The organism is Halopseudomonas nanhaiensis (assembly GCF_020025155.1).
Lineage (GTDB): Bacteria > Pseudomonadota > Gammaproteobacteria > Pseudomonadales > Pseudomonadaceae > Halopseudomonas > Halopseudomonas nanhaiensis.
Map to the genome: position 1 here is coordinate 2,174,475 of NZ_CP073751.1, position 21,470 is coordinate 2,195,944.

22 protein-coding genes are annotated in these 21,470 nt (G+C 60.8%); 12 read left to right on the forward strand and 10 right to left on the reverse strand.

Features of this window, described 5'->3' with window-relative positions:
• The first annotated feature begins 117 nt into the window (after window positions 1-117).
• Window positions 118-750, forward strand: coding sequence for a TetR/AcrR family transcriptional regulator (locus tag KEM63_RS09775; RefSeq protein WP_223651164.1), 633 nt, complete (start codon window positions 118-120; stop codon window positions 748-750).
• 49 nt (window positions 751-799) lie between these two features.
• On the forward strand, window positions 800-1,405 hold the full coding sequence (gene wrbA, locus KEM63_RS09780) for an NAD(P)H:quinone oxidoreductase (protein WP_223651166.1): 606 nt from the start codon (window positions 800-802) through the stop codon (window positions 1,403-1,405).
• A gap of 16 nt (window positions 1,406-1,421) precedes the next feature.
• On the opposite strand, the gene KEM63_RS09785 is transcribed toward wrbA, so the two are convergent.
• Complete coding sequence (locus tag KEM63_RS09785) at window positions 1,422-2,687, reverse strand: D-serine ammonia-lyase (RefSeq protein ID WP_223651168.1); 1,266 nt, start codon at window positions 2,685-2,687, stop codon at window positions 1,422-1,424.
• Between the two features lie 74 nt (window positions 2,688-2,761).
• Here KEM63_RS09785 and KEM63_RS09790 point away from each other — a divergent pair, with 74 nt between their 5' ends.
• Both KEM63_RS09790 and KEM63_RS09795 read left to right on the forward strand, forming a co-directional pair.
• A complete protein-coding gene (locus KEM63_RS09790; protein ID WP_223651170.1) occupies window positions 2,762-2,929 on the forward strand; it encodes a DUF2897 family protein in 168 nt (55 codons plus the stop codon).
• Window positions 2,930-2,978: 49 nt separating this feature from the next.
• Entirely contained in the window at window positions 2,979-3,509 is a 531-nt protein-coding gene (locus tag KEM63_RS09795) for a DUF2058 domain-containing protein (protein WP_223651172.1), read from the forward strand.
• Between the two features lie 36 nt (window positions 3,510-3,545).
• Here KEM63_RS09795 and rloA3 read toward each other — a convergent pair whose 3' ends face one another.
• Both rloA3 and KEM63_RS09805 read right to left on the reverse strand, forming a co-directional pair.
• Window positions 3,546-4,127 (reverse strand): retropepsin-like aspartic peptidase RloA3, encoded by a 582-nt coding sequence (gene rloA3, locus KEM63_RS09800; RefSeq protein ID WP_223651174.1) that lies wholly within the window; start codon window positions 4,125-4,127, stop codon window positions 3,546-3,548.
• Between the two features lie 229 nt (window positions 4,128-4,356).
• The gene (locus tag KEM63_RS09805; RefSeq protein ID WP_223651176.1) at window positions 4,357-5,124 is read right to left on the reverse strand and encodes a substrate-binding periplasmic protein; all 768 of its coding nucleotides are present in this window, start codon (window positions 5,122-5,124) and stop codon (window positions 4,357-4,359) included.
• 306 nt (window positions 5,125-5,430) lie between these two features.
• Between KEM63_RS09805 and KEM63_RS09810 the strand changes: the two genes are divergently transcribed.
• The 3 genes from KEM63_RS09810 to tal all read left to right on the forward strand — a co-directional run bounded on the left by KEM63_RS09810 (window position 5,431) and on the right by tal (window position 9,219).
• A complete protein-coding gene (locus KEM63_RS09810; protein ID WP_223651179.1) occupies window positions 5,431-7,077 on the forward strand; it encodes a methyl-accepting chemotaxis protein in 1,647 nt (548 codons plus the stop codon).
• A gap of 112 nt (window positions 7,078-7,189) precedes the next feature.
• Window positions 7,190-8,221 (forward strand): tRNA dihydrouridine(20/20a) synthase DusA, encoded by a 1,032-nt coding sequence (gene dusA, locus KEM63_RS09815; RefSeq protein ID WP_223651181.1) that lies wholly within the window; start codon window positions 7,190-7,192, stop codon window positions 8,219-8,221.
• Window positions 8,222-8,268: 47 nt separating this feature from the next.
• Complete coding sequence (gene tal / locus KEM63_RS09820; protein ID WP_223651183.1) at window positions 8,269-9,219, forward strand: transaldolase; 951 nt, start codon at window positions 8,269-8,271, stop codon at window positions 9,217-9,219.
• Here tal and rssC read toward each other — a convergent pair.
• Window positions 9,208-9,693: an anti-sigma factor antagonist RssC gene (gene rssC, locus KEM63_RS09825; protein WP_223655858.1), complete on the reverse strand. Its 486-nt coding sequence runs from the start codon at window positions 9,691-9,693 to the stop codon at window positions 9,208-9,210. The genes tal and rssC overlap by 12 nt on opposite strands.
• The gene (locus tag KEM63_RS09830) at window positions 9,693-10,880 is read right to left on the reverse strand and encodes a PP2C family protein-serine/threonine phosphatase (RefSeq protein ID WP_223651185.1); all 1,188 of its coding nucleotides are present in this window, start codon (window positions 10,878-10,880) and stop codon (window positions 9,693-9,695) included. The genes rssC and KEM63_RS09830 overlap by 1 nt, the downstream gene beginning before the upstream one ends.
• 224 nt (window positions 10,881-11,104) lie before the next feature.
• On the opposite strand from KEM63_RS09830, the gene KEM63_RS09835 reads away from it, so the two are divergent.
• Window positions 11,105-11,410, forward strand: a complete 306-nt coding sequence (locus KEM63_RS09835; RefSeq protein ID WP_223651187.1) for a PilZ domain-containing protein — start codon at window positions 11,105-11,107, stop codon at window positions 11,408-11,410.
• Between the two features lie 20 nt (window positions 11,411-11,430).
• Here the strand turns inward: KEM63_RS09835 and KEM63_RS09840 are convergent, their stop codons facing one another.
• Window positions 11,431-12,159, reverse strand: a complete 729-nt coding sequence (locus KEM63_RS09840) for an MlaA family lipoprotein (RefSeq protein ID WP_223651189.1) — start codon at window positions 12,157-12,159, stop codon at window positions 11,431-11,433.
• A gap of 152 nt (window positions 12,160-12,311) precedes the next feature.
• Here KEM63_RS09840 and KEM63_RS09845 point away from each other — a divergent pair, with 152 nt between their 5' ends.
• Together KEM63_RS09845 and KEM63_RS09850 are read left to right on the forward strand one after the other, a co-directional pair.
• Complete coding sequence (locus KEM63_RS09845; RefSeq protein ID WP_223651191.1) at window positions 12,312-12,944, forward strand: hypothetical protein; 633 nt, start codon at window positions 12,312-12,314, stop codon at window positions 12,942-12,944.
• Window positions 12,945-12,977: 33 nt separating this feature from the next.
• On the forward strand, window positions 12,978-13,256 hold the full coding sequence (locus KEM63_RS09850; protein WP_223651193.1) for a DUF4404 family protein: 279 nt from the start codon (window positions 12,978-12,980) through the stop codon (window positions 13,254-13,256).
• Window positions 13,257-13,265: 9 nt separating this feature from the next.
• Here KEM63_RS09850 and queF read toward each other — a convergent pair whose 3' ends face one another.
• The 3 genes from queF to KEM63_RS09865 all read right to left on the reverse strand — a co-directional run bounded on the left by queF (window position 13,266) and on the right by KEM63_RS09865 (window position 15,947).
• Window positions 13,266-14,105: an NADPH-dependent 7-cyano-7-deazaguanine reductase QueF gene (queF, locus tag KEM63_RS09855; protein WP_223651195.1), complete on the reverse strand. Its 840-nt coding sequence runs from the start codon at window positions 14,103-14,105 to the stop codon at window positions 13,266-13,268.
• 133 nt (window positions 14,106-14,238) lie between these two features.
• Window positions 14,239-15,015: an ABC transporter permease gene (locus tag KEM63_RS09860; RefSeq protein WP_223651197.1), complete on the reverse strand. Its 777-nt coding sequence runs from the start codon at window positions 15,013-15,015 to the stop codon at window positions 14,239-14,241.
• Entirely contained in the window at window positions 15,012-15,947 is a 936-nt protein-coding gene (locus tag KEM63_RS09865; protein WP_223651199.1) for an ABC transporter ATP-binding protein, read from the reverse strand. Before KEM63_RS09865 ends, KEM63_RS09860 begins: the two co-directional genes overlap by 4 nt.
• A 201-nt stretch (window positions 15,948-16,148) precedes the next feature.
• Here KEM63_RS09865 and KEM63_RS09870 point away from each other — a divergent pair, with 201 nt between their 5' ends.
• Window positions 16,149-17,465 carry a spinster family MFS transporter gene (locus KEM63_RS09870; protein WP_223651201.1) on the forward strand — a complete coding sequence of 439 codons (1,317 nt, stop codon included), beginning with the start codon at window positions 16,149-16,151 and terminating at the stop codon, window positions 17,463-17,465.
• 116 nt (window positions 17,466-17,581) lie between these two features.
• On the forward strand, window positions 17,582-20,026 hold the full coding sequence (locus KEM63_RS09875; protein WP_223651203.1) for an acyl-CoA dehydrogenase: 2,445 nt from the start codon (window positions 17,582-17,584) through the stop codon (window positions 20,024-20,026).
• On the opposite strand, the gene KEM63_RS09880 is transcribed toward KEM63_RS09875, so the two are convergent.
• Window positions 20,027-21,346: a Na+/H+ antiporter family protein gene (locus KEM63_RS09880; protein ID WP_223651206.1), complete on the reverse strand. Its 1,320-nt coding sequence runs from the start codon at window positions 21,344-21,346 to the stop codon at window positions 20,027-20,029.
• Between the last annotated feature and the right edge of the window lie 124 nt (window positions 21,347-21,470).

Consider the following 21,470-nt stretch of genomic DNA (forward strand, 5'->3'; position numbering starts at 1 on the left):
GCTTGGGCTCCGGGAGAGCTGAACGATGATTAACATATTGTCAGTTATTGACACATTGTCAATACGCTGCGCACACTCTCTCCGTGGGCTGCACATCACCATGGGTTGGGGAAAGCTATGAGCGTCGATGAACGCCGCGAAAGGGAAAAACAGGAGCGTCGGGGCAGCATTCTCGACGCGGCCGAAGAGGTGTTCTTTACCAAGGGCTATGACAAGTGCTCGATGGACGAGATTGCGAAGACGGCGCAGCTGAGTCGCGCCCTGCTCTACGTGTATTTCAGGGACAAGGCCGCCATCATGCGCGGCATCATGCTGCGATCCGTGGCATGCCTGCGTGATCGGTTTGTCCGCGCTATCAGCGAGGCAGAACTGGGTCTTGACCAGGTGGGCGCTTTCGGTCGCGCCTACTACGATTTCAGCCGAGAGGAATCGCACTATTTCGACGTCCTGACTCAGATCAACACCTTCCCGCATCTCAGTGAGGAAGATGAACACAGTGCAGCGCTGCAATGCTGCGCCGAGGAGGTGATGGGCCTGATGGTAGAAGCGCTGCAACGCGGTGTCGCCGATGGCAGCCTGAGTGCGGAGCGCGTCCGCGATCCGATGATGACTGCCTATTACCTGCGTGGCGCACTGCACGGCGTGATCATGGAAACCCGCCAACCCGACAAGACGACCAGCGGCCTGCCTGATGCCGATGCGCTGATCTGCTACACCATCGATGCTTTGGGGCAATCGCTCCGACCCTGATCGACAATCTTTCCTACACTGGGGGCACGTCAATCAATCGGAGAAAAGCATGGCGAAGATTCTTGTGCTGTACCACTCGATGTATGGGCACGTCGAGATCCTGGCGAATGCCGTTGCCGAGGGCGCGCGGCGTGTGACAGGTATTGATGTCAGCATCAAGCGCGTGCCGGAAACCATGCCCGAAGAAGCCTTCAAGGCAGCCGGCGGCAAGACCAATGAACCCGCTCCGGTCGCATCACCGGGTGAACTGGCTGACTACGATGCCATCATCGTCGGCACGCCTACCCGCTTCGGCAACATGAGCGGCCAGATGCGCACCTTCTTCGACCAGACCGGCGGCCTCTGGGCCAAGGGCTCTCTGCGCGGAAAGGTCGCCAGCGTGTTCACTTCGACAGGCACGGGTGGTGGTGAGGAGATGACCATCACCTCGACCTGGACCACCCTGGCCCACCATGGCATGGTCATCGTACCCATCGGCTACGGCATTCCGGAGATGTTCGATATTTCCGAAGTACGAGGCGGCACCCCCTACGGGGCCGGCACGCTGGCTGGCGGAGACGGTTCCAGGCAACCAAGCGATGATGAGCTGACCGTTGCACGGCATCAGGGCGAGCTGGTCGCGCAGATTACCAGCAAGCTGGCATCGGGATCGTGACACCCCGGGGCCGGATTCATTCCGGCTCTTCTGCTTTCACCCAGCCGGCAAACACCTCGTCAGGGACCAGCCCTCCCCCGGTACTCCACAACACGTGCGTTGCGGCGTGCAAATCGACCCCGTTGGCCTCGCACCAGGCGCGCCCGGCGGCCTCGCCCAGCCAATGCGGCCCGGCGAAGCCCGCCGTGGCCGATGGCTCCAGCCGCTCTCCCAGGCGCTCCTGAGCCAGTCGCAGGTACCCCCGCAGCGCCTCGTCGGATACGGTGAAGACGCCCGCCAAGCTGTCGAGCATGCAGCGTGAGGCCAGCATCGAGGCCTGTGCGACGGCGAGCCCGTCGGCGAGTGTCTGATTGTCGAGCCCGACGTCGTACACCGACACCGGCGAGTCGAGCCCCGCGGCGAGCTGAACCAGTACACTCGGAGATTCCACCGGCTCGGCGAACCAGCAGTGTACGGATTCGCCAAACACCTGTTTCAGGCCGAAGGTAATACCTCCGGGCGCACCGCCCACGCCGCACGGCAGGTACACCAGCAACGGGTGCTTCGACGAAACCTCTATCCCCTGCGCAGACAATTGCGAGGCGAGGCGCTCGCCGGCCACTGCGTAGCCGGCAAACAACAGCTCGGACCGTTCGTCATCGACAAAATGTGCGTGCTCGTCGGCCTCGGCTTCACGGCGCCCCGCCTGCACCGCCACGGCGTAGTCCCCGTCATGCTCGACGACCTCCGCGCCTTCGTCTCGCAGGAGCTTCTTCTTCCATTCGCTGGCGTCTCGAGACATGTGGACCTGGGCATTGAAGCCAAGCGCGCGGGACAGTAGCCCGATGCTGATGCCCAGGTTGCCGGTGCTCCCCACGATAAGACGGTGTTCATCAAACAGACTGCGCCACCGCGGCTCGGCCAGTGAGGCAAAATCTTCTCCGTCCCACCCGGCTTCGAGCGCAACGCGCTCGGCATAGGCCAGCACTTCATGGAATCCCCCACGCGCCTTCACCGACCCCGCCAGGGGCATACGGTGGTCGGCCTTGATCAGCCACCGGCCCTCCCCGGCAAGCGCCTGCCGCAAGGGCTCGGCATCGATCAACGGCGATTCCACCAGACCATCCCCGCCGGCCAGCGACCGTACGGTCCGGGCCAGCAGGCCTCCCGCGCGCTGGAAGCGTCGAGCAGCCTGCTCCACCAGAGCCGGATCGAACACTGGCCGGGAGGGACTTCGTAGCGGATTGATCCAGAGCGTGGTTTCGCGGCGTTTGAGCGTATCCAACAATTGCGGGGTGAGCATGGGCTTGCCTTGACTGGTCGACTAGACTCCAGCTTAGACATCTTCACCGCAACGCGTCACACGGAGCGCACCTCATGCCCTTGATCGGTTGGTTATTTCTGCTCGCGGCCGTCTCATTGATTGTCGGCAGCCTGCTCGTGCTCCGCGATACCGCGAACAAGCAACCCATCGACCCGGAAAAGATGAAACGTATCAAACTCCGACAGGCCGAGCTCGAAGCGCAGGAAAAGAACCAGGATTAACGCTAGAATCGCCACTTCAATCCAGCCCAGAAGCAGGTAGCTCCACAGCATGGTCAATTCCCTTCAAGCCCAGTTGCTCAAGGCCGGACTGGTCGACGAGAAAAAGCTCAAGCAGGCCCAGCGGGCCAAGAAAAAAGAAGCCAGGAACGAGCCCGAGAAGAAGCAGAACGCCGCCGAGGCGGTGGAGAAAGCGCGCGCGGAAAAGGCAGAGCGCGACCGGCAGTTGAACCAGCAGCGGCGCGAGGAAAGTGCCCGCAAGGAGCGCGAGGCGCAAGCCAAGCAACTGATAGAACAGGCGAAGATCGACCGCTCCGGCGGCGAAACGCCATATCAGTTCGCCATGAAGAACAAGATCAAGAAAATCCACGTGACCGCCGAGCAATTCGACAGGCTCAGCCGCGGGCAACTGGCGATCGTGCGGCTTTCCGGCAATCTTGAACTCATCCCTCTGGATGTTGCGCAGAAGGTGATGGAGCGCGTACCGCACTGGCCGGTCGTCATTGCCAAGGTTGAATCGGACGCGCCGGGTGAAGACGATCCCTACGCCGCGTTCAAGGTGCCAGACGATCTGATGTGGTAAAAGGCGAGCGGCCCGGAACCGGGCCGCCTGCGGCGATCAGTCGTCGCTGTCGTCCGACTCTTCCTCAGGGTCGTCGATATGGCTGTCATCGACCAGTGATTCATCCGCCTTCATTCGGGCTTGCTTGCTTCGCTCGTCGTCATCGGCAGCCTTGGGGCAATCCAATGGCAGCATGAACGTTTGCGAAACGTCGATCAGCCCGATGTGTTCGATGGTGCGGCGGCCGATCAATACCGGATAGGTCATGTCGCCACGGTCGCGCAGAGTGAATTGCTCCTCATACACCTGATCGCCCAGACAGATCGACATCTTCACGACGGGACGGCGCTCCTCGCCACCGGCGCCACGAATCAGTACGCGGCGGAACACCGGCCGCTCGAATTCCATGGTGACCATCTCTTCGGACTCGGCATCGCGCACTGGCACGTCATAGCGTACCCAGTCCTTGCCCTTTCGCTTGAACTTCTTGATGTTCACCGCATGCATGGATGATGTGAGCGCGCCCGAATCGACCTTGATCTTGACCGCAGCACGCTCGGGAAGAATACGGCCCTTTTCGATCCAGCCCATCACCACGCGGCCGGCCAGATCCTCCGAGGTCGTTATAGAAGACGCCATTTCACCCGAAACTTCTCGCTCGGCAAACGCGAAGGAACTCTGAAAACCGATTGCGGCACATAGCGCAGTGACAGAACACAATTTGTAAAGCGACAACATAGGGAATCCTTTGGGGGGGAGACGACGGGTAGACCCGGATCGAACTGGAAAGTGCCGACGCGCGCATTCTAACCAAACCGTAGGCGCTGCCAAGGGGACAGATGTAGCAAGAAGCGTATGCTGCCGCTGGCTACGGCTGCGCCTGGTTGATGCCGTTGCGTTCGAGTATTCGTGCCAGCACGCCGGAATCCTGCAATCGATCAAGGTACGCCTTCATTCGCTCCAGACCCGGTTCCGCCCCGCTGCGCATCACCAGGAAATGCTGGTAATACTGGTCCGCTTCGTCCGCTACCAGCAGACGGCTGCGATACTGCGGATGACGCGACAGATAGGCTTCAAGGAATGATTCGGTGACCACGGCCAAGTCCACCCGCCGGCGCAACACCATCTGGATATTGCTCTCCTGCGAGAATGTCAGCACCGCATTGTGCGCATCGCGCAGATGCGCCGGGTCGGCTATGAAGCCGGCAAAGGCGTAGTGATAGCCGCTGAAAAGGGCAATCCGCTTATCCTGACGGACGTCGAAATACTCCTGGCCCCGGCCGTCCACCGCCCGCGCTATGAACAACGCCCTGCCGAGCACCGCTCCCTCCAGACTCTGTATGTCTTCACTCTGCCAGCCCCATGCCGGATTCTCGAAAAACAGCATGTCGTAATGGCCGGCTTCAAGCTCACCGTAGCGACGGGCCGCCGCAGTCGGAACGAATTCGAACCGATACGCACTCTGCATGGCATTAAGCTCACTGACGACATCCAGTGTGACGCCGCTCCACTCACCATCCGAGCTCACCTGAACGAACGGCGGAAAAACGTACCCTCCTACCCGCACGGGCACCGGCTCTGCCAGCGCGCATGAGGCCATGCACCACAGCAAAAGCGCGCGACCGAGTAACGACATAGCATTCTCTTGTAAGTGTAATGGCATGGCGCCATCATCGAAGTATAGGCGAGCTATGTGCGCTGTGTGGCTCGCTGGCAGAATTGACCTCTGTTTTGACCACTCATCGGCTGGATTGATTGCCGCCGAAAGGAGGTTGCGGTAACGGATTGCATCGGCCAATAATCTGACGTCAAAACGATATCAACGCAAAAAAACATTCAGGTTTTAACGGCTCGTGTCGATATAGCTCTTAACGGCTTGTCTCGGGCCCGATACACCGGACGCCACAGAAGAATAAAGATCGCAGGAAGTGGGAGAGACTCAATGAAGCTGTTGCGCAGCATTAACATCCGTCAACGGATCTGGCTGATTCTGATCGTGGCCCTGATCAGCATGCTGGCTCTGGAAGCCGTGTCACTCACCCACCTGCGCACGGAGATTCGCAACGGCGAAGTGACCAAGGCGACACATCTGGTGGAAGTGGCGCACGATCTGCTTGCCCACTACCACGGCATGCAACAGCGCGGCGAATTAAGCGAAGCCGAAGCCAAGTCGCAAGCCCTCACCGCCCTGCGCGGGCTGCGCTACAGCGGCAACGAGTACTTCTGGATCAATGACATGAACAACATCATGATCATGCACCCCTTCGCACCCCAGACCGAGGGCACCGACCTCTCGACCATGAACAACCAGCATGGCGTATCGGTGATCAAGGAAATGGTGGCACTGGCGCGCAAGGAAGGCACAGCCAGTTTCGAATACAGCTGGGCCAAGCCCGGCCAGACGCCCGGGGAAGACCCCGGGTCCCGAAAGCTTGCCGCTTTCAAGCACTTTACCCCGTGGGGCTACATGGTCGGCACCGGGATCTTTCTGGATGACATGCGCGCCAAGGTGGTGCAGCAGGCCCTGCAGTCGTCGGCCATCGTGCTTGGGCTGATCGTGATCATGGTCATCATCCTGTACATCATCGGCACCAGTATCTCGCAACCTTTGAACCGTATCGTCGAGGCGATGCGCAACATCGCCAGCGGCGAAAGTGACCTGACCCGCAAACTGGACGACGACGCTCATGACGAACTGTCGCTCATCGCCCGTCATTTCAATCAGTTCACCGGCAACTTGCGCAGCCTGGTCCAGCAGTTGGGTGACAGTGCCCGCCAGCTGATCAGCGCCAGCCAGCAGCTCGACGGTATCAGCAACAACAGCCTGCGCGACATGACCCGGCAATCGGAGCGGATGGAGTTGATGGCCACAGCGATCAACGAGATCACCTACGGCGTCCAGGACGTCGCGCAGAACGCCAACGCCGCTGCCCAGGAAGTAGAAAACGCCAACGAAGGCGCCAACAACGGGCGTACCCAGGTCACCCGTACCATCGAACAGATCGGTCACCTGTCGACCAGCGTCAAGACCGCGGTTGCCCACATGGAAACGCTGTCCACCGATGCGAACGAGATCACCTCGGTGCTCGACGTGATCCGCAACATTGCCGAGCAGACGAATCTGCTCGCCCTGAACGCAGCAATCGAAGCGGCACGCGCCGGTGAGATGGGTCGCGGCTTCGCTGTGGTAGCGGATGAAGTACGCAACCTCGCTCAACGCACGCAGAAGTCGACCGAAGAAATTCACAACATGATCACCAAACTGCAGACCAACACGCAGACCGTGGTCAACGTGATCAACGAAAGCAGCCGATACTCCGAGCTGAGCGTCGAGCAGGCCAATGCTGCTGGTGAGGCGCTGGACCTCATCGCCCAGTCCATGCAGCAGATGGTGGCGCTCAATGCCTCGATTGCCAGCGCAACCACGCAGCAGTCGACCGTAGTCGAAGACGTCAACCGCAACGTGACCGAGGCAGCGGAGTTGGCTCGGGAGACCACTGACGGCGCCCAGCAGACCGCGCAGGCCAGCCAGCATCTTGCGCAGCTCGGTCAGCAGATCGACGGACTGGTAAGCCGCTTCCGTACCTGATCCCTCATGAGCGACGCCCACCCGGGCGTCGCTTTCACTGATCGGTCCGTGGTTGCACCGCTGGCGCGATCAGGCAAAATAGCCGGCTGTTTGTCGACCCGCCGGACACGCCATGCCACGCTCAGCCCATACGCCCCCTCTTCGCCGCCCCGGCCCGTCCCGGCGCTTCTGCGTGGCGCCAATGATGGATTGGACCGATCGGCACTACCGCTACTTCGCTCGTCTTATCAGCCGGCATGCCCTGCTCTACACCGAGATGGTCACCAGCGGAGCCGTTCTGAACGGCGATCGTGAGAGGCTGCTGGGTTTTACTGCCGCTGAACAGCCGCTGGCGCTGCAGCTCGGCGGGAGCAATGCGATGGAGCTGGGCCAGTGCGCGGCGATTGCCGAACGGTATGGCTACGCCGAGGTGAATCTGAACGTAGGCTGCCCCAGCGACAGGGTTCAGAACAACCTGATCGGCGCCTGCCTCATGGCCCATCCCGAACTGGTTGCCGACGGCGTCAAGGCGATGCTGGACGCTTGCTCCCTGCCCGTCACCGTCAAGCACCGCATCGGCATCAACGGGCGGGACAGCTATGCACAGCTGCATGACTTCGTCGCCACCGTTCATGAAGCCGGCTGCGACACCTTCATCGTCCATGCGCGCATCGCCATCCTCGAGGGTCTTTCACCGAAGGAAAATCGGGACATCCCACCCCTTCGCTACGAAGTCGTGCATCAACTCAAACGCGACTTTCCCCAACTCGAAATAATCATCAATGGCGGGTTCACCGAGCTGGCCAGCATGCAGGAAGCGCTCGGGCACGTTGATGGCGTCATGGTCGGTAGGGAGGCGTATCACAATCCGTACCTGCTTGCCGCCATCGACCAGTTGGCGTTCGGCGATACCTCTCCGGCGCCCGGTCGCATAGAGGTACTGCACGCCATGCGCCCGTACATAGTGCGGCACCTTGATCAGGGTGGTCAGATGCACCACATCACCCGACATATGCTGGGGCTCTTCCAGGGTCTGCCCGGTGCCCGACATTTCCGTCGCCAGCTGAGCAGCGAGATTCACCGTTGCCACGACCCGCTTGCACTCTATGATGAATTGACTGCCGCGATGAATGCCCGTCTGGAGCAGCGGGATTGCCCCGCCTGACGGCGCTGAGGTAAGGTCAGGACATACCCACTGACATGACCCTACCGATGACAAGCAAACTAGACAGCCTCAAGCAGCACACCCTGATCGTTGCCGACACGGGCGACATCCAGGCGATTGAAAAGCTCCGCCCCCAGGACGCAACCACCAACCCGTCCCTCCTGCTCAAAGCCTCCGGTCAGGCCGATTATCATCACCTTCTCGACGACGCCATCGCACGGGCAAAGACCAGCGCCAATCCGGTAGCCGAGGCATGCGACCACTTTTCGGTCGCCCTTGGCAGCGAGATTGTAAAGCTCGTACCGGGCCGGGTGTCGACCGAGGTTGACGCCCGACTGTCCTTTGACCGGGCTGCGACTCTCGACAAGGCCCGCAATCTGATCGAGCGATACGAGCAATTCGGCGTCACCCGGGATCGCGTACTGATCAAGATCGCCTCCACCTGGGAAGGTATCCAAGCCGCGCGTGAACTGGAGAAGGAAGGCATACAGTGCAACCTGACGCTGCTGTTCTCGTTCGCTCAGGCACAGGCATGCGCGGACGCCGGCGCGTTTCTGATCTCGCCTTTCGTCGGCCGCATCTATGACTGGTACAAGCAGCGGGATGGGCGTGATTTCAGTGGCGTCGACGATCCGGGCGTACAGTCTGTCGCGCGCATCTACCGCTACTTCAAGCAGCACCTGTACGAAACAGTGGTGATGGGCGCGAGCTTTCGCAACATCGGGCAGATCGAAGCGCTTACCGGCTGCGATCGCTTGACCATAAGCCCAGCCTTGCTCACCCAGCTCGCCGAAGAGCAGGGCGAACTCAAGCCCTCTCCCCTGCTCACCAGCGGCTGCGAAGACGCCCTCGAGCAGCTCGACGAGAAAACGTTCCGCTGGGAACACAACGAGGATGCGATGGCCACGGAAAAGCTCGCGGAGGGCATCCGCACCTTCGCGGCCGATCAGATCAGGCTGGAGAAAGTCATGGCGGAACGGGCGGCGTCAGCGGCCTGATTCCAGCGAACTGACGAGGTCACGGAAGGCTTCGCGATTGTTCTCGTTGAGGTTCATCAGAATGCGGTGAGCCTCCAGCACCTTGTCGCGCACCAGCTCCTCGGAAAGGATCTGGCCTGGCAGATCCTCAAGCTCCGCATTGCTCGGGGCGGCCTTGGAAACAATGTTGAACACCTGATCGAATCCCATGCTGTAGAGCAGTCGGTTCATGTCTTCGTGATCGGAAACGAGGGTCGGCAACAGACCGACCTTCTGCTTGGACAGGATCGACAGTTTCGCGAGCAGACCCAGAGACGTGCTGTCTATGCCCTCGGTTTCAGTCAGGTCAATGATGATCGACTCGAACGTCAGGGCGCTGAAGATCTTTTCAATGTAGGCATCCAGCGCCGCGCAGAGCGTCAGCCTCACGTCGCCAATGAACTTGAGGACGAAGGTTCCCTCCGCTTCCGCGAACTGGATCTTGCCGGTACTCATCATGCCGGGTTCCTGCTAAGCACCAAGACTGAAATGTCGTCCGGCATGGGCCTGGACGCATCCAGACCCAGCCGCTCCATAAAGCGACGCAGTTCGCCACCGGCCTCGGCAACCCGAGCGGGCAGACGCTGTTCCTTTTCCCTAAGCGTAGCCCCTTCCAGACAATCGAGCACACCATCCGAACACAGAGTGAGACTGAACCGCTCCGGCAGCTCGATCTGATGGTCTTCGTAGCTGGCATCCTCGAACAGACCGACCGGGCGACCCTTGCCCAGCAGATACCGCGCCTGACCGTCCGCGTACAACACAGGCAGCGGCAAGTGGCCGCCAATACTGTAGGTCAAGGTGTCAGTGGCCTCGTCGATCACACCGCCAAGCATGGTCACGTGCTTGCCCAGCTTGCAGGCGATCAGGCTGCGATTGATGTGACCGAGCACATCCGACGGCTTGAAAGCGACGGGGCCGGACGTGTCCTGCTTGCGCTGCTCATACATCAGACGCGTCGTCATGAACTTCAGCAGAACCGTGACGAACGCCGAGGAAGCGCCGTGACCGGAGACGTCTGCAAGGTAAAAGCCAAGTTGTGTGTCCGATACCCGGAAGTAGTCGACGAAGTCGCCGGACAGGTAGAGCGAAGGAATGATCCGATGTTCGAGCCGGTATTCGCCGCTATTCCACGGCGAAGCCGGCAGCATGTTCAGCTGCACCTGCCGCCCGGCGGCCTGATCGTCCTTCAGCTCCTTGAGATGATGCTCGAGTTCGCGGTTGACCCGCTCGAGGCGTTCGCGAATGCGCTGATTTTCGAGACGCAGGCTGGCACGGTCCAGCGATCTACGCACGGCGTGCTCGATGACAGCCGAATCGGCCGGCTTGATCAGATAATCGCTCGCGCCCAGGCGCAGGGCTTCTACCACATCGCCCATGCTACCTGCGGCGGACACGACGATCACGGGCATGTCCGGATCACGTTCGGTGATCTGGCGTAGCAGCTCGAAGCCGCTCATGTCGGAGATTTGCAGGTCGCACAGTACCAGGTCGGGACGCTGCCGACCGAGCAACGCCAGCCCGTCGGTGGCAAGCCCCGATTGCAGAACATTGAAACCACTTTCTTCCAGCGAGGTGGCGACGCGCTCACGGACTGCTGCGTCGTCATCAATTACCAGCAATGTCGTGCCAGGAAGCTGCATAGAGTCCCTACGTCATTACCGCGGTATCAGGCATTTCGCGGTCACAGGGGTGTGTTTGTATGTCGCCGGGCGAGCCGACCTTATATTGGGGGCAAACAGTACTCCCATACGTGCGCACAGGCAACCGTTCCCGGCAGCACCATACGCTTGTAACGCAATGGTGCTCCCACTAGCATGAGGGGGCGCATCACGTCAGCCCGAGCGGGCATTCTAGGGAGAAGGTCATGTCATTTCACGACCAGCAGTATGACGAAAAACGCGACTTCATGCGGATGCAGGTGGAAGCGACGGCCAGATTGAAGTTGCCGGAGCTTGGCGAGGTGCTGACCGTGCAGTGCCACGATCTATCCAGTCAGGGCATGCAGGCCACTGCCCATCAGGCAGTGGCCGTGGGGACTGCGGTCGAGGTCGCCATCCCTTCACCCAATCCGCATCTGCCAGGCCTTCAGGCCAGGGGCAGCGTGCTGCGCTGCGCTCAGGATGAATCCGGCCGGTTCACGCTCGGAATACGCTTCGACAGCCTGGGCTGAACCCGGGCTGCCGACCGCCTTCAGAATTCGTCTTCGACGACGCCGTCCTTGACCTTGTATTCACGATTCTGCAGATAGGCGTTGCGAATGAATACGTAGCGGTCTCCGCGGATCAGACGTTCCTGCCCGAGCAGCGCCGCGCGGGTATCGACCATGTCCATCCCGAAGGCGGTATTGCGCGTCGGCACATGGTCGACCTGATCGGGATAGGTATAACCGGCAAACCCTTCCGGAATCCGTACCAGGCCGTCACGCAGGGTCGATGGGCCCAGCAGCGGTAGTACGACGTACGGGCCGCTCGGCACACCGTAGCTGCCCAGTGTCTGCCCGAGATCTTCATCGTTGCGTCGCAGACCCATCCGGGTTGCGACGTCGAACAAGCCACCTACACCCAGCGTGGTATTGAACAGAAAGCGTGCCGTATCGACGCCCGCATCATGAAACTTGCGCTGCAGCACGTCGTTGACCAAATTCTTCGGCTCGCCGAGGTTGGCGAAGAAATTACTCACGCCGTCATTCACCAGCTCCGGCACGACCTTATCGTAGGCCTGCGCGACGGGCTTGAGGGTAAACCGGTCCACGGTGTCGTTGAAGCTGAAAACCGCCCGGTTGACTGGCTCCCACGGGTCGGGATTGGCTTGGCTTTCCGAATAATCGTCGAATCCCTCCTGGGCGTGAGCAGGGACGGCGGCAAGAATACCGGCTCCACCAAGCAGACAGAACGACAGGACGCGCTTGCACAGGTTCATCAGGCTCTCCGTAATAGTGAGGCGCTCGACACGCCGGCAGACATTCTCTAACGGGCGCCGCGTTTTCACAACAAGACAGGGTGCACGGCGCTGTCACGAAACGGTCACGCGGTTGACGCACACTGCAGCAAAACCGTCAGAAGGAGTCTGCCATGCCAGCCACTTCCATTCAGGCTGTGGTCTTTGACCTCGTCGGCACGCTGCTCAGGCCTGTGATTTCAGACTCCCCGCCACCCGTACGCCTGTTCGAGCACACGCAGTCCACCCTTGACCACCTGCTCAGCCTCGACGTGCCGGTGGCAATCATCGACAGCAGCGTCGACCGGTGGGCGTCCAACGCATCGCTCAAGCATGGCCTGGACAGCTGGCGTCCGCTCCTGCTGGTACCACCTGGCCGCGACGAGCGTCCTCTGCCCTCTCCCGACATGCCAGTTCACGCCGCCCTGCGCGTCGGCGCAACCGAACTACGGCGCTGCCTGTTCGTCACGGCTTCGCTGGAAGGCGTGGCAGCCGGTTTGAATGCCGGATTCTGGACGGTCGGCATCGCACTGGGCGGACTCTTGCCGGGCATCGATCTGAGCGACTGGAACAAACATCTGCCTCTGGAGCAGGACAGGCTACGCATGGCGGCGACCGTGCGCTTGATGAACGCAGGCGCGCATTATGTGATCGACGGCATTTCGGAACTACCCGGCTGCCTTGACGATATCGAAAGCCGGCATGGCCGCAGGGATGTACCGGAGCCATTGCTTCGCAGCGACGCCAGGCACTGCGAACGGCTATAGTGGGGGCAGAATTCTCGCTTGAAGGAGCCATCCATGCCAGCCAACCGTCTGAAAGTACAGCTCGAGCACTTGCAGGAAACCCTGACTGATCCGGAAGCGCCGTTAACCCCCGAGGAGCGCCAGTCGCTTCAGGAACTTGCTACCAACCTGGAGGCACGGGTAATCGCCATGGAGGCACAGGAACAAGCGGAAGCAGACCCGACGCTCGTCGATGGAGTCAATCTAATGGTCGAGCGCTTCGAGGCCAGTCACCCGCGTGTAGCCGGCACGCTGCGAAGCGTCATGCAGACCCTGGTCGACATCGGCGTATGAGACGCCTCGCTACTGCCTGGCCAGCCTGAAGTTTTCCGGCATGCCCGGCTCGGTCGAGCGGTAGGGATTGATATCCAGACCGCCACGCCGGACATACCGGGCATATACCGTCAGCTCGGCGTTCTTCCCCAACAGACTCTGCAGGTCACAGAAAATCCGCTCGACGCACTGTTCGTGAAAGTCAGAGTGCTGTCGGAACGAAACCAGGTAACGCAACAGGCTCGCGCCGTCGATACGCTGCCCCGCATAACGGATCGATACCGACGCCCAGTCAGGCTGTCCGGTGACCGGACAGTTGGACTTGAGCAGATGGCTGAACAGATGCTCGCGAGCGACCTCACCGGATGCCGCCAGCTGCAGCAGGCCGGGGTTGTACTCGTACTGATCGATCTTCACATCCAGATCGTCCAGGCAGGTTCCGGGCATCTGCCCCATACCCAACTGGTGCAACTGTCCCATGTTCATCAGGCGTACCATGACCGGCCCCTGAGCGGCGACAGACAGATCCGACTCCAGTGTGCGCAACACTTCGCGCCGGTCGCTGAACACGGTCTGGTTGAACGAGTTGAGGTACAGCTTGAAGGACTTGGATTCGACGATTCGGCCGCCGCGCAGCGGGAAGATGAACTCGGCTGCAGCGATCTCGGGCTTGCCGGACGGATTCAGCCAGGAGAGTTCATAGCAATTCCAGATGTCGGCTCCATGAAACGGCAGCTGGTCCGCGTCCAGGCCAAGCTCCTGCCACTTCGGCGCGCGCGCGATCGGAAACAGCAGCGACGGCGTGTACACGCTGACGTACGCGCTGGATTTTCCAAGAGGCGATTGCTCGGCCGGATGCTGTTGCGACATGACGGGTCTCCCTTCGATCAGAGCGGCAGGATACCCGTCGGGCGACCTTCAGGCTAGTTATTGTCCGGCGGCTGAATCAGACTTCCCGACCCCTGCGGCGGATGGCCGCCTGAGCCGGGCCCGGCCCCCAGACTTACTGACGCATGCCCGTGCCACGCACCAGCAGCCGATAGCTGTAGCCGTACAGCACCGCAATGAACACGGCCATCAGGATCAGCGCGGTAGCGATGGGGATGTCGGAAACGCCCAGTATGCCGTAGCGGAACGCGTTAACCATGTGCAGGATCGGATTGATCAGCGACACGCCCTGCCAGAACTCGGGGAGCATGTTGATCGAGTAGAACACACCGCCCAGGTAGGTCAGCGGCGTAAGCACGAAGGTCGGAACGATCGAGATATCATCGAAGGTGCGTGCATACACCGCATTGATGAAGCCGCCCAGCGAGAACACCAGCGAGGTGAAGAACACCACGGCTATGGTCAGACCGATGTGCTGGACGTTCAGGCGGGTGAAGAACAGCGACATGAGGGTGACGATGAACCCCACGGCCAGGCCTCGGGCAACCCCTCCGAAGGTGTATCCGAGCAGGATGACATGGGGCGAGACAGGGGCAACCATCAACTCCTCGATGGAACGCTGGAACTTGGTACTGAAGAAACTCGAGACCACGTTCGAGTAACTGTTGGTGATGACCGACATCATGATCAGGCCCGGCACGATGTAATCGATGTACTCGTAACCGTCCATGGTGCCGATCCGACTGCCGATCAGATTGCCGAAGATGACGAAGTACAACGCCATGGTGATGCCCGGGGGGAGCAGCGTCTGCGGCCATATGCGCGTAAACCGGCGGATCTCCTTGTTCAGGATGGTGGTAAACGCGATCCAGCTGTTGCGCCAATAGGTCATGCCTGCGCTCCCTTTTCTGCGTTGTCATCGACCAGCGCGAGGAACAGTTCTTCCAGGCGATTGCTCTTGTTGCGCAGGCTGAGCACCTCGATTCCGTGTCGTCCAAGCTCGACGAACAGCTGGTTGAGCCCCTGCTCCTTCTCCACCTGCACTTCAAGGGTGTGCTCGTCGGCGAGCGCGCACGGGAAGCCGTCCAGCAGCGGCGCAGCCGTGAGTGTGTCACGGGTGTCGAGCAGGAAGGTTTCGACGTGCAGCTCCTTGAGCAACTTGCGCATGCTGGTGTTGTAGATGATGCGACCCTGATCGATGATCGCGATGTGCCGACAGAGCTGTTCGGCTTCCTCCAGATAGTGCGTGGTCAGTACGATAGTGATGCCCTGCGCATTGATCTCCTGCAGAAACTGCCACATCGACCGGCGAATCTCGATGTCGACCCCTGCGGTGGGCTCATCCAGTATCAGCAGCTTGGGCTCATGAATCAGCGCGCGAGCAATCATCAGCCGGCGCTTCATGCCGCCAGACAGCATGCGCGAGGGTACGTCCCGCTTGTCCCACAGGCCGAGGCGCTTCAGGTAATGCTCGGCACGTTCGCGCGCCTGGCGCAGCGGAATCCCGTAGTAACCAGCCTGATTGACGAGGATGTCGAAGGTCTTCTCGAACTGACTGAAATTGAATTCCTGCGGCACCACGCCGATGCAGCGCTTGGCAGCCATCAGATCGGAGTCAATGTCGTGTCCGAATACGCGCACCGTACCTGCCGTCTTGTTGACCAGCGAGGAAAGGATGCCGATGGTGGTCGACTTGCCGGCCCCGTTGGGCCCGAGCAATGCAAAGAAATCGCCCTGCTTCACTTCCAGATCGATCCCACGCAACGCGGTGAACCCGTTGCCGTAGGTCTTGGTCAGCCCCTGAATACTGATCGCCGCTGTCATGCATCACTCACTTGCCGATGGTGACCCATCTCAATGGGGCCAACGGACCGGTTTTCAACCCCTTGGATGACAACCGATGCTCCGCTGCGGCGACCGGTCGCACTTACAAAATTGCTACAAATGTGACTCGCCGGTCCGTTGTTCCGCTTCATCCGAGCCCCTATTCTCGTGTTCACAAAAACAACGACACCGGAGAATGTCATGGCCCAAACGCCAGATTCACCCCCGGGCGGGTTCGACGAGGACATCGCTCGCCGCATTACGCCAGCTTATCGCCGCTACGCTCTTATTCTGCTCGTCGCTGCCTACACCTCGAGTCACGTTGACCGCAATATCGTCGGGATCCTGATCGAGCCACTGAAGGCCGATCTGCTTCTGTCGGACACCCAGCTGGGCTTCCTGTCAGGCATCGCCTTTGCCCTCTTCTACGCCACCCTGGGTATCCCGATCGCGGTCATTGCCGACCGGTCCAACCGTCGCAACATCATCGCCTGGTCCATTGCCATCTGGAGTGCGATGACCGCGGTCTGCGGTCTGGCCCAGAACTTCTGGCAGCTTGCCATCGCACGTATCGGTGTCGGCATCGGGGAAGCCGGCTCCAGCCCACCGTCGCACTCCATGCTGTCGGACCTGTATCCGAAAGAGCAGCGCTCCAGCGCCATGTCGATCTACGCCCTGGGCGTGTATTTCGGGATCATGATCGGCTTTCTCGTCGGCGGCTTCGTGGCAGATGCTTGGGGTTGGCGGGCAGCGTTCTTCGTGGTTGGTCTGCCTGGCCTGCTGATCGCCCTGCTGGTGCGCTTCACCATGATCGAACCACCGCGCGGCTTCGCCGACGGGGTTCCACCGCCACCGCGCGGCAAGGTCGATATCAAGAAAGGTTTCGCCGTCCTCTGGCGCGTACGAACCACCCGCCACGTCGTCATAGGGGTGACCCTGACCGCGCTGGTCGGCTATGGCACCATCGTCTGGAACCCCGCGTTCCTGATCCGCAACCACGGCCTCACCGCCACTCAGGTCGGTCTGTTCCTCGGTCCGGTCATGGGCATCGTCGGGGGCCTGGGCGCCTGGATCGGCGGCATGCTGGCCGACAAGGCCGCTGCGCGGAACATGGCCTGGAATGCCTGGATCGTCGGCGTAGCCAAGTTTCTCGCCATTCCGTTCATCATTGCTTTCTATCTGGTCGACAGCACCTTCTGGGCGCTGGTCTGCTACATGCCGGCCGTGTTCCTGGGCGCATTCTACCTCGGGCCCAGCTTCGCCATGATCCAGAGTCTTACTCCGCTGCGTAGCCGCGCGCTCGCCTCGGCCATCATGCTGCTGGTATTGAACCTGTTCGGTCTGGGCTTCGGTCCGCAGCTGATCGGCATTGTCAGCGACCTGATGCGCGATGCGGTGGGCATCGAAAGTCTGCGCTATGCATTGATCGGCGCCGCCTTCGTTAACGTATGGGCCTGCTTCCATTACTACATGGCCGGCAAGACCATCCGTTACGATCTGGATCACATCGAACACTGATCGACACCGCAGTACCGCGGGCGCCTCTGGCGCCCGCTTTCTTTCCTGCCTCCTTCGATGCTTGCGACCAAAGCGACTATGCTGGTTACAAGCAAAAATGACGAAAGGAGCGCGCAATGGTCACGCTGGTTTGGCTGATCGGTTTGTTTTTCTGTCTGGCAGGACTGGCCTACGTACGCAGCGGCTTGCTCAATGGCTGTCTGGTGGTAGGTCTCTATCTTCTGGCAATGACGCTGTTCAGCCCGACCCACTGGTTGATCATGCTGCTGCTCTGGGCTGTGTTTCTTGGTCTGGCGATTCCGCTCAACATGGCGGACTGGCGTCGAGACAACATCAGCGCTCCTCTCTTCAAGTGGTTTCAGAAAGTGCTGCCTCCCCTGTCGGATACCGAAAAGGAAGCCATCGACGCGGGCACCGTGTGGTGGGACGGTGAGCTGTTCAGTGGGCGGCCGGACTGGACGCAGCTTCATGACTACCCGAAACCGCAGCTGACCGAGCAGGAGCAGGCCTTCATCGACGGTCCCGTCGAGCAGCTTTGCAGCATGACCAGTGAATGGGAGCTCACCACGCACCTGCAGGATCTGCCGGAGGACGTGTGGGATTTCGTGCGCAGTAACGGGTTCTTCGGTCTGATCATCCCCACCGAGTTCGGCGGCAAGGGGTTTTCCGCCTATGCGCATTCGCAGATCGTCATGAAGCTGGCAAGCCGCAGTGGTGATCTGGGTTCCACGGTCATGGTCCCCAACTCGCTGGGCCCGGCCGAACTGCTGCTGCAATACGGCACCGAGCAACAGAAAAATCATTACCTTCCGCGCCTTGCCGCCGGGCAGGAAGTGCCCTGCTTCGCCCTTACCTCGCCGGAGGCCGGTTCCGATGCAGGGGCCATGCCCGACCGTGGCATCGTCTGCCATGGACACTGGCAGGGCGAAGAGGTCCTCGGACTGCGCGTCACCTGGGAAAAACGCTATATCACCCTCGGCCCGGTGGCCACACTGCTGGGGCTGGCATTCAAGGTATTCGATCCGGACAACCTGCTCGGCGATCAGGAAGAGCTCGGAATCTCCCTGGCGCTGATCCCCACGGACACCCCCGGCGTCGATATCGGTCGTCGGCACTTCCCGCTCAATGCGGCATTCATGAACGGGCCAAACTCCGGGAAGGACGTCTTCATTCCCATGGACTACCTGATCGGCGGACAGGACATGATCGGCCAGGGCTGGGTCATGCTGATGAACTGTCTGTCCGTGGGCCGTTCGATCTCTCTGCCTGCCGGTAGCACCGGCGCCGCGAAGATGGCCAGCATGACGACAGGCGCCTACGCCCGCATCCGTCAGCAGTTCGGCCTGCCGATCGGCGAATTCGAAGGTGTGCAGGAGGCACTCGCGCGGATCGGTGGTAACACCTACATCATGGACGCCGCCCGGGCCATGACGGCGGGTGCGGTCGATCTGGGCGAGAAACCGTCGGTACTGTCGGCGGTGGTCAAGTATCACCTCACCGAACGCATGCGCCAGTGCATCAACGATGCCATGGACATACACGGCGGCAAGGGCATCTGCATGGGCCCGAAGAACTATCTGGGCCGTGCCTATCAGTCGGTGCCCATCTCCATCACCGTCGAAGGCGCCAACATTCTCACTCGCAACATGATGATCTTCGGCCAGGGCGCCATCCGCTGCCATCCGTATGTTCTGGACGAAATGCTGGCGACCCAGGACGAGGATCGTGAGCGCGGACTGCGCCGCTTCGACAGGCTGCTGTTCGAGCACGTTGGCTTCGCTACCAGCAACGCTGCAGCGAGTCTATTGCTGGGATTGACCGGGGGCGCCCTGGCCAGCGTGCCGGAGCATGTGGAAACCCGTTTTTTCTACCGCCACATATCGCGGTTGTCCGCGTGCTTCGCAACCCTCGCCGATACCACGATGCTAGTGCTGGGCGGCGAACTCAAACGCCGTGAGCGTCTCTCTGCGCGCCTCGGCGACATGCTCAGCAATTTGTACCTGGCCAGCGCGGCACTCAAGCGCTTTGAAGACCAGGGCCGTCCCGACGAGGATCTGCCGTTTCTGGAATGGAGCGTTCGCGATGCACTGGCCCGCTGCGAGGAGGCGATGGACGACATTCTGCGCAATTTCCCGCTGCGCTGGGCCGGGGTGCTGCTGCGGATTCTGGTCATGCCGCTGGGCCGGCAGGTGACGCCGCCGTCCGACCGCATCGGCGCGGAAGTGGCCCGCCGGCTGATGACGCCTGGCGCGGCGCGTGACCGCCTGATCGCAGGCTGCTTCCGCAGCAACGACCCGAACGATGTTACCGGTCTGCTCAATCACGCATTGGAAAAGGTCATCCAGGCTGACGCAGTCGAGAAGCGCATGGCCCGCTCTATCAAGGAAGGCAATCTCGCTTACGACAATGACGCAGACATGCTGGCCGTGGCGATTGCCGCGGACATCATCACCAAGGAAGATGCCGATGTGATCCGGCAGGCGCACAGTGCGCGCCGTGCCGTTATCGAAGTCGACGACTTCTCCAAGGAGGAGATGACGCCGTCGACCGGGGAACGCTGATCAGAGGACCATCACTGCCAGCCAGCCGAACGCGAGCAGCGGGAGGTTGTAATGCAGAAAGGTCGGCACAACCGTATCCCAGATATGGTTGTGCTGACCGTCAGCATTGAGGCCTGCAGTTGGCCCGAGCGTCGAATCCGACGCCGGTGAGCCGGCATCACCCAGCGCAGCGGCAGTGCCCACCAGAGCAACTATAGCCAGAGGGCTGAAGCCAAGCTGCATGGCCAGCGGGACGTAGATGGCTGCGATGATCGGAATGGTCGAAAAAGACGACCCGATGCCCATGGTGATCAACAGTCCGACCAACAGCATCAGCAACGCTGCCAGCGCCTTGTTGCCACCAATCAGCTCGGCCGAACCATCCACCAGTGTCTGAATCGAGCCGGTCGCCCGCATCACTTCGGCGAACCCCGCAGCGGTGATCATGATGAAGCCGATCATCGCCATCATCTTCATCCCCTCGGTGAACACGTCATCCGCCTCTTTCCAGCGCACCACGCCAGATACAGAAAAGATCACGAAGCCTGCCAATGCACCGATAATCATTGAGTCGAGCCACAGCTGCAGGACGAACGCGGTGACGATGGCCACCAGCGCAACCAGCAATGCCCGCGGCCGAGAAGCATTGTGTACCGTGTCCGCCTGACCGACGCTGGCCGTGTCGTAGTGGCGCGGGTTGCGATAGGTGAAGAAGATCGCCACCAGCAGTCCCAGCAGCATGCCCAGCGCAGGCAGCCCCATGGCCGTCATCACGTTTACATCTGCGACATCCGCTCCACTCTCGGTCACGTTGGCCAGCAGAATGTCGTTCAGAAAAATGCCGCCAAAGCCTACCGGGAGGAACATGTAGGGCGTGATCAGGCCGAACGTCAGCACGCAGGCCACCAGACGACGGTCGAGATTCAGACGCCCCATCACATAGAGCAGCGGTGGTACCAGCAGCGGGATGAACGCGATGTGGATCGGCAGGATGTTCTGCGACGATACGGCGACCCCGCCCAGCACCAGAATCAGCAACCCCTTGAGCATCCCGTGACCGTCCTGCGCTCGGCTGTTGACCAGCCCAAGCGCCTTGTCAGCCACAACGTGGGCCAGCCCTGACTTGGCAATGGCCACCGCAAATGCACCGAGCAAGGCATAGCTCAGGGCCACATTGGCGCCCTTGCCCAGGCCATCCTGAAACGCTTCCAGAGTCGCCTCCAGTCCCAGCCCGCCCAACAACCCGCCGGTAACCGCGCCAATGATCAGCGCAACGACCACGTGCACCCGACACAAACTCAGAACCAACATCACCGCGACGGCGGCAACCACGGCATTCATCGATCTCGATCCTCGAATTGGGGCCAGTCGGCCGAAGGGCGCGTACTCTGAAGCAAGCCTGCGCGGCTGTCAAAAAGCACCATCCGGGTCGCTGGCTGCCTTTGATAGGTTTGATCGGCTTTTT

Bases quoted from the DNA above. Each gene is read 5' to 3' on its own strand.
- KEM63_RS09775 (WP_223651164.1), top strand. From the start codon at position 118: ATGAGCGTCGATGAACGCCGCGAAAGGGAAAAACAGGAGCGTCGGGGC.
- wrbA (WP_223651166.1), top strand. From the start codon at position 800: ATGGCGAAGATTCTTGTGCTGTACCACTCGATGTATGGGCACGTCGAG.
- KEM63_RS09785 (WP_223651168.1), bottom strand. From the start codon at position 2,687: ATGCTCACCCCGCAATTGTTGGATACGCTCAAACGCCGCGAAACCACG.
- KEM63_RS09790 (WP_223651170.1), top strand. From the start codon at position 2,762: ATGCCCTTGATCGGTTGGTTATTTCTGCTCGCGGCCGTCTCATTGATT.
- KEM63_RS09795 (WP_223651172.1), top strand. From the start codon at position 2,979: ATGGTCAATTCCCTTCAAGCCCAGTTGCTCAAGGCCGGACTGGTCGAC.
- rloA3 (WP_223651174.1), bottom strand. From the start codon at position 4,127: ATGGCGTCTTCTATAACGACCTCGGAGGATCTGGCCGGCCGCGTGGTG.
- KEM63_RS09805 (WP_223651176.1), bottom strand. From the start codon at position 5,124: ATGTCGTTACTCGGTCGCGCGCTTTTGCTGTGGTGCATGGCCTCATGC.
- KEM63_RS09810 (WP_223651179.1), top strand. From the start codon at position 5,431: ATGAAGCTGTTGCGCAGCATTAACATCCGTCAACGGATCTGGCTGATT.
- dusA (WP_223651181.1), top strand. From the start codon at position 7,190: ATGCCACGCTCAGCCCATACGCCCCCTCTTCGCCGCCCCGGCCCGTCC.
- tal (WP_223651183.1), top strand. From the start codon at position 8,269: ATGACAAGCAAACTAGACAGCCTCAAGCAGCACACCCTGATCGTTGCC.
- rssC (WP_223655858.1), bottom strand. From the start codon at position 9,693: ATGAGTACCGGCAAGATCCAGTTCGCGGAAGCGGAGGGAACCTTCGTC.
- KEM63_RS09830 (WP_223651185.1), bottom strand. From the start codon at position 10,880: ATGCAGCTTCCTGGCACGACATTGCTGGTAATTGATGACGACGCAGCA.
- KEM63_RS09835 (WP_223651187.1), top strand. From the start codon at position 11,105: ATGTCATTTCACGACCAGCAGTATGACGAAAAACGCGACTTCATGCGG.
- KEM63_RS09840 (WP_223651189.1), bottom strand. From the start codon at position 12,159: ATGAACCTGTGCAAGCGCGTCCTGTCGTTCTGTCTGCTTGGTGGAGCC.
- KEM63_RS09845 (WP_223651191.1), top strand. From the start codon at position 12,312: ATGCCAGCCACTTCCATTCAGGCTGTGGTCTTTGACCTCGTCGGCACG.
- KEM63_RS09850 (WP_223651193.1), top strand. From the start codon at position 12,978: ATGCCAGCCAACCGTCTGAAAGTACAGCTCGAGCACTTGCAGGAAACC.
- queF (WP_223651195.1), bottom strand. From the start codon at position 14,105: ATGTCGCAACAGCATCCGGCCGAGCAATCGCCTCTTGGAAAATCCAGC.
- KEM63_RS09860 (WP_223651197.1), bottom strand. From the start codon at position 15,015: ATGACCTATTGGCGCAACAGCTGGATCGCGTTTACCACCATCCTGAAC.
- KEM63_RS09865 (WP_223651199.1), bottom strand. From the start codon at position 15,947: ATGACAGCGGCGATCAGTATTCAGGGGCTGACCAAGACCTACGGCAAC.
- KEM63_RS09870 (WP_223651201.1), top strand. From the start codon at position 16,149: ATGGCCCAAACGCCAGATTCACCCCCGGGCGGGTTCGACGAGGACATC.
- KEM63_RS09875 (WP_223651203.1), top strand. From the start codon at position 17,582: ATGGTCACGCTGGTTTGGCTGATCGGTTTGTTTTTCTGTCTGGCAGGA.
- KEM63_RS09880 (WP_223651206.1), bottom strand. From the start codon at position 21,346: ATGAATGCCGTGGTTGCCGCCGTCGCGGTGATGTTGGTTCTGAGTTTG.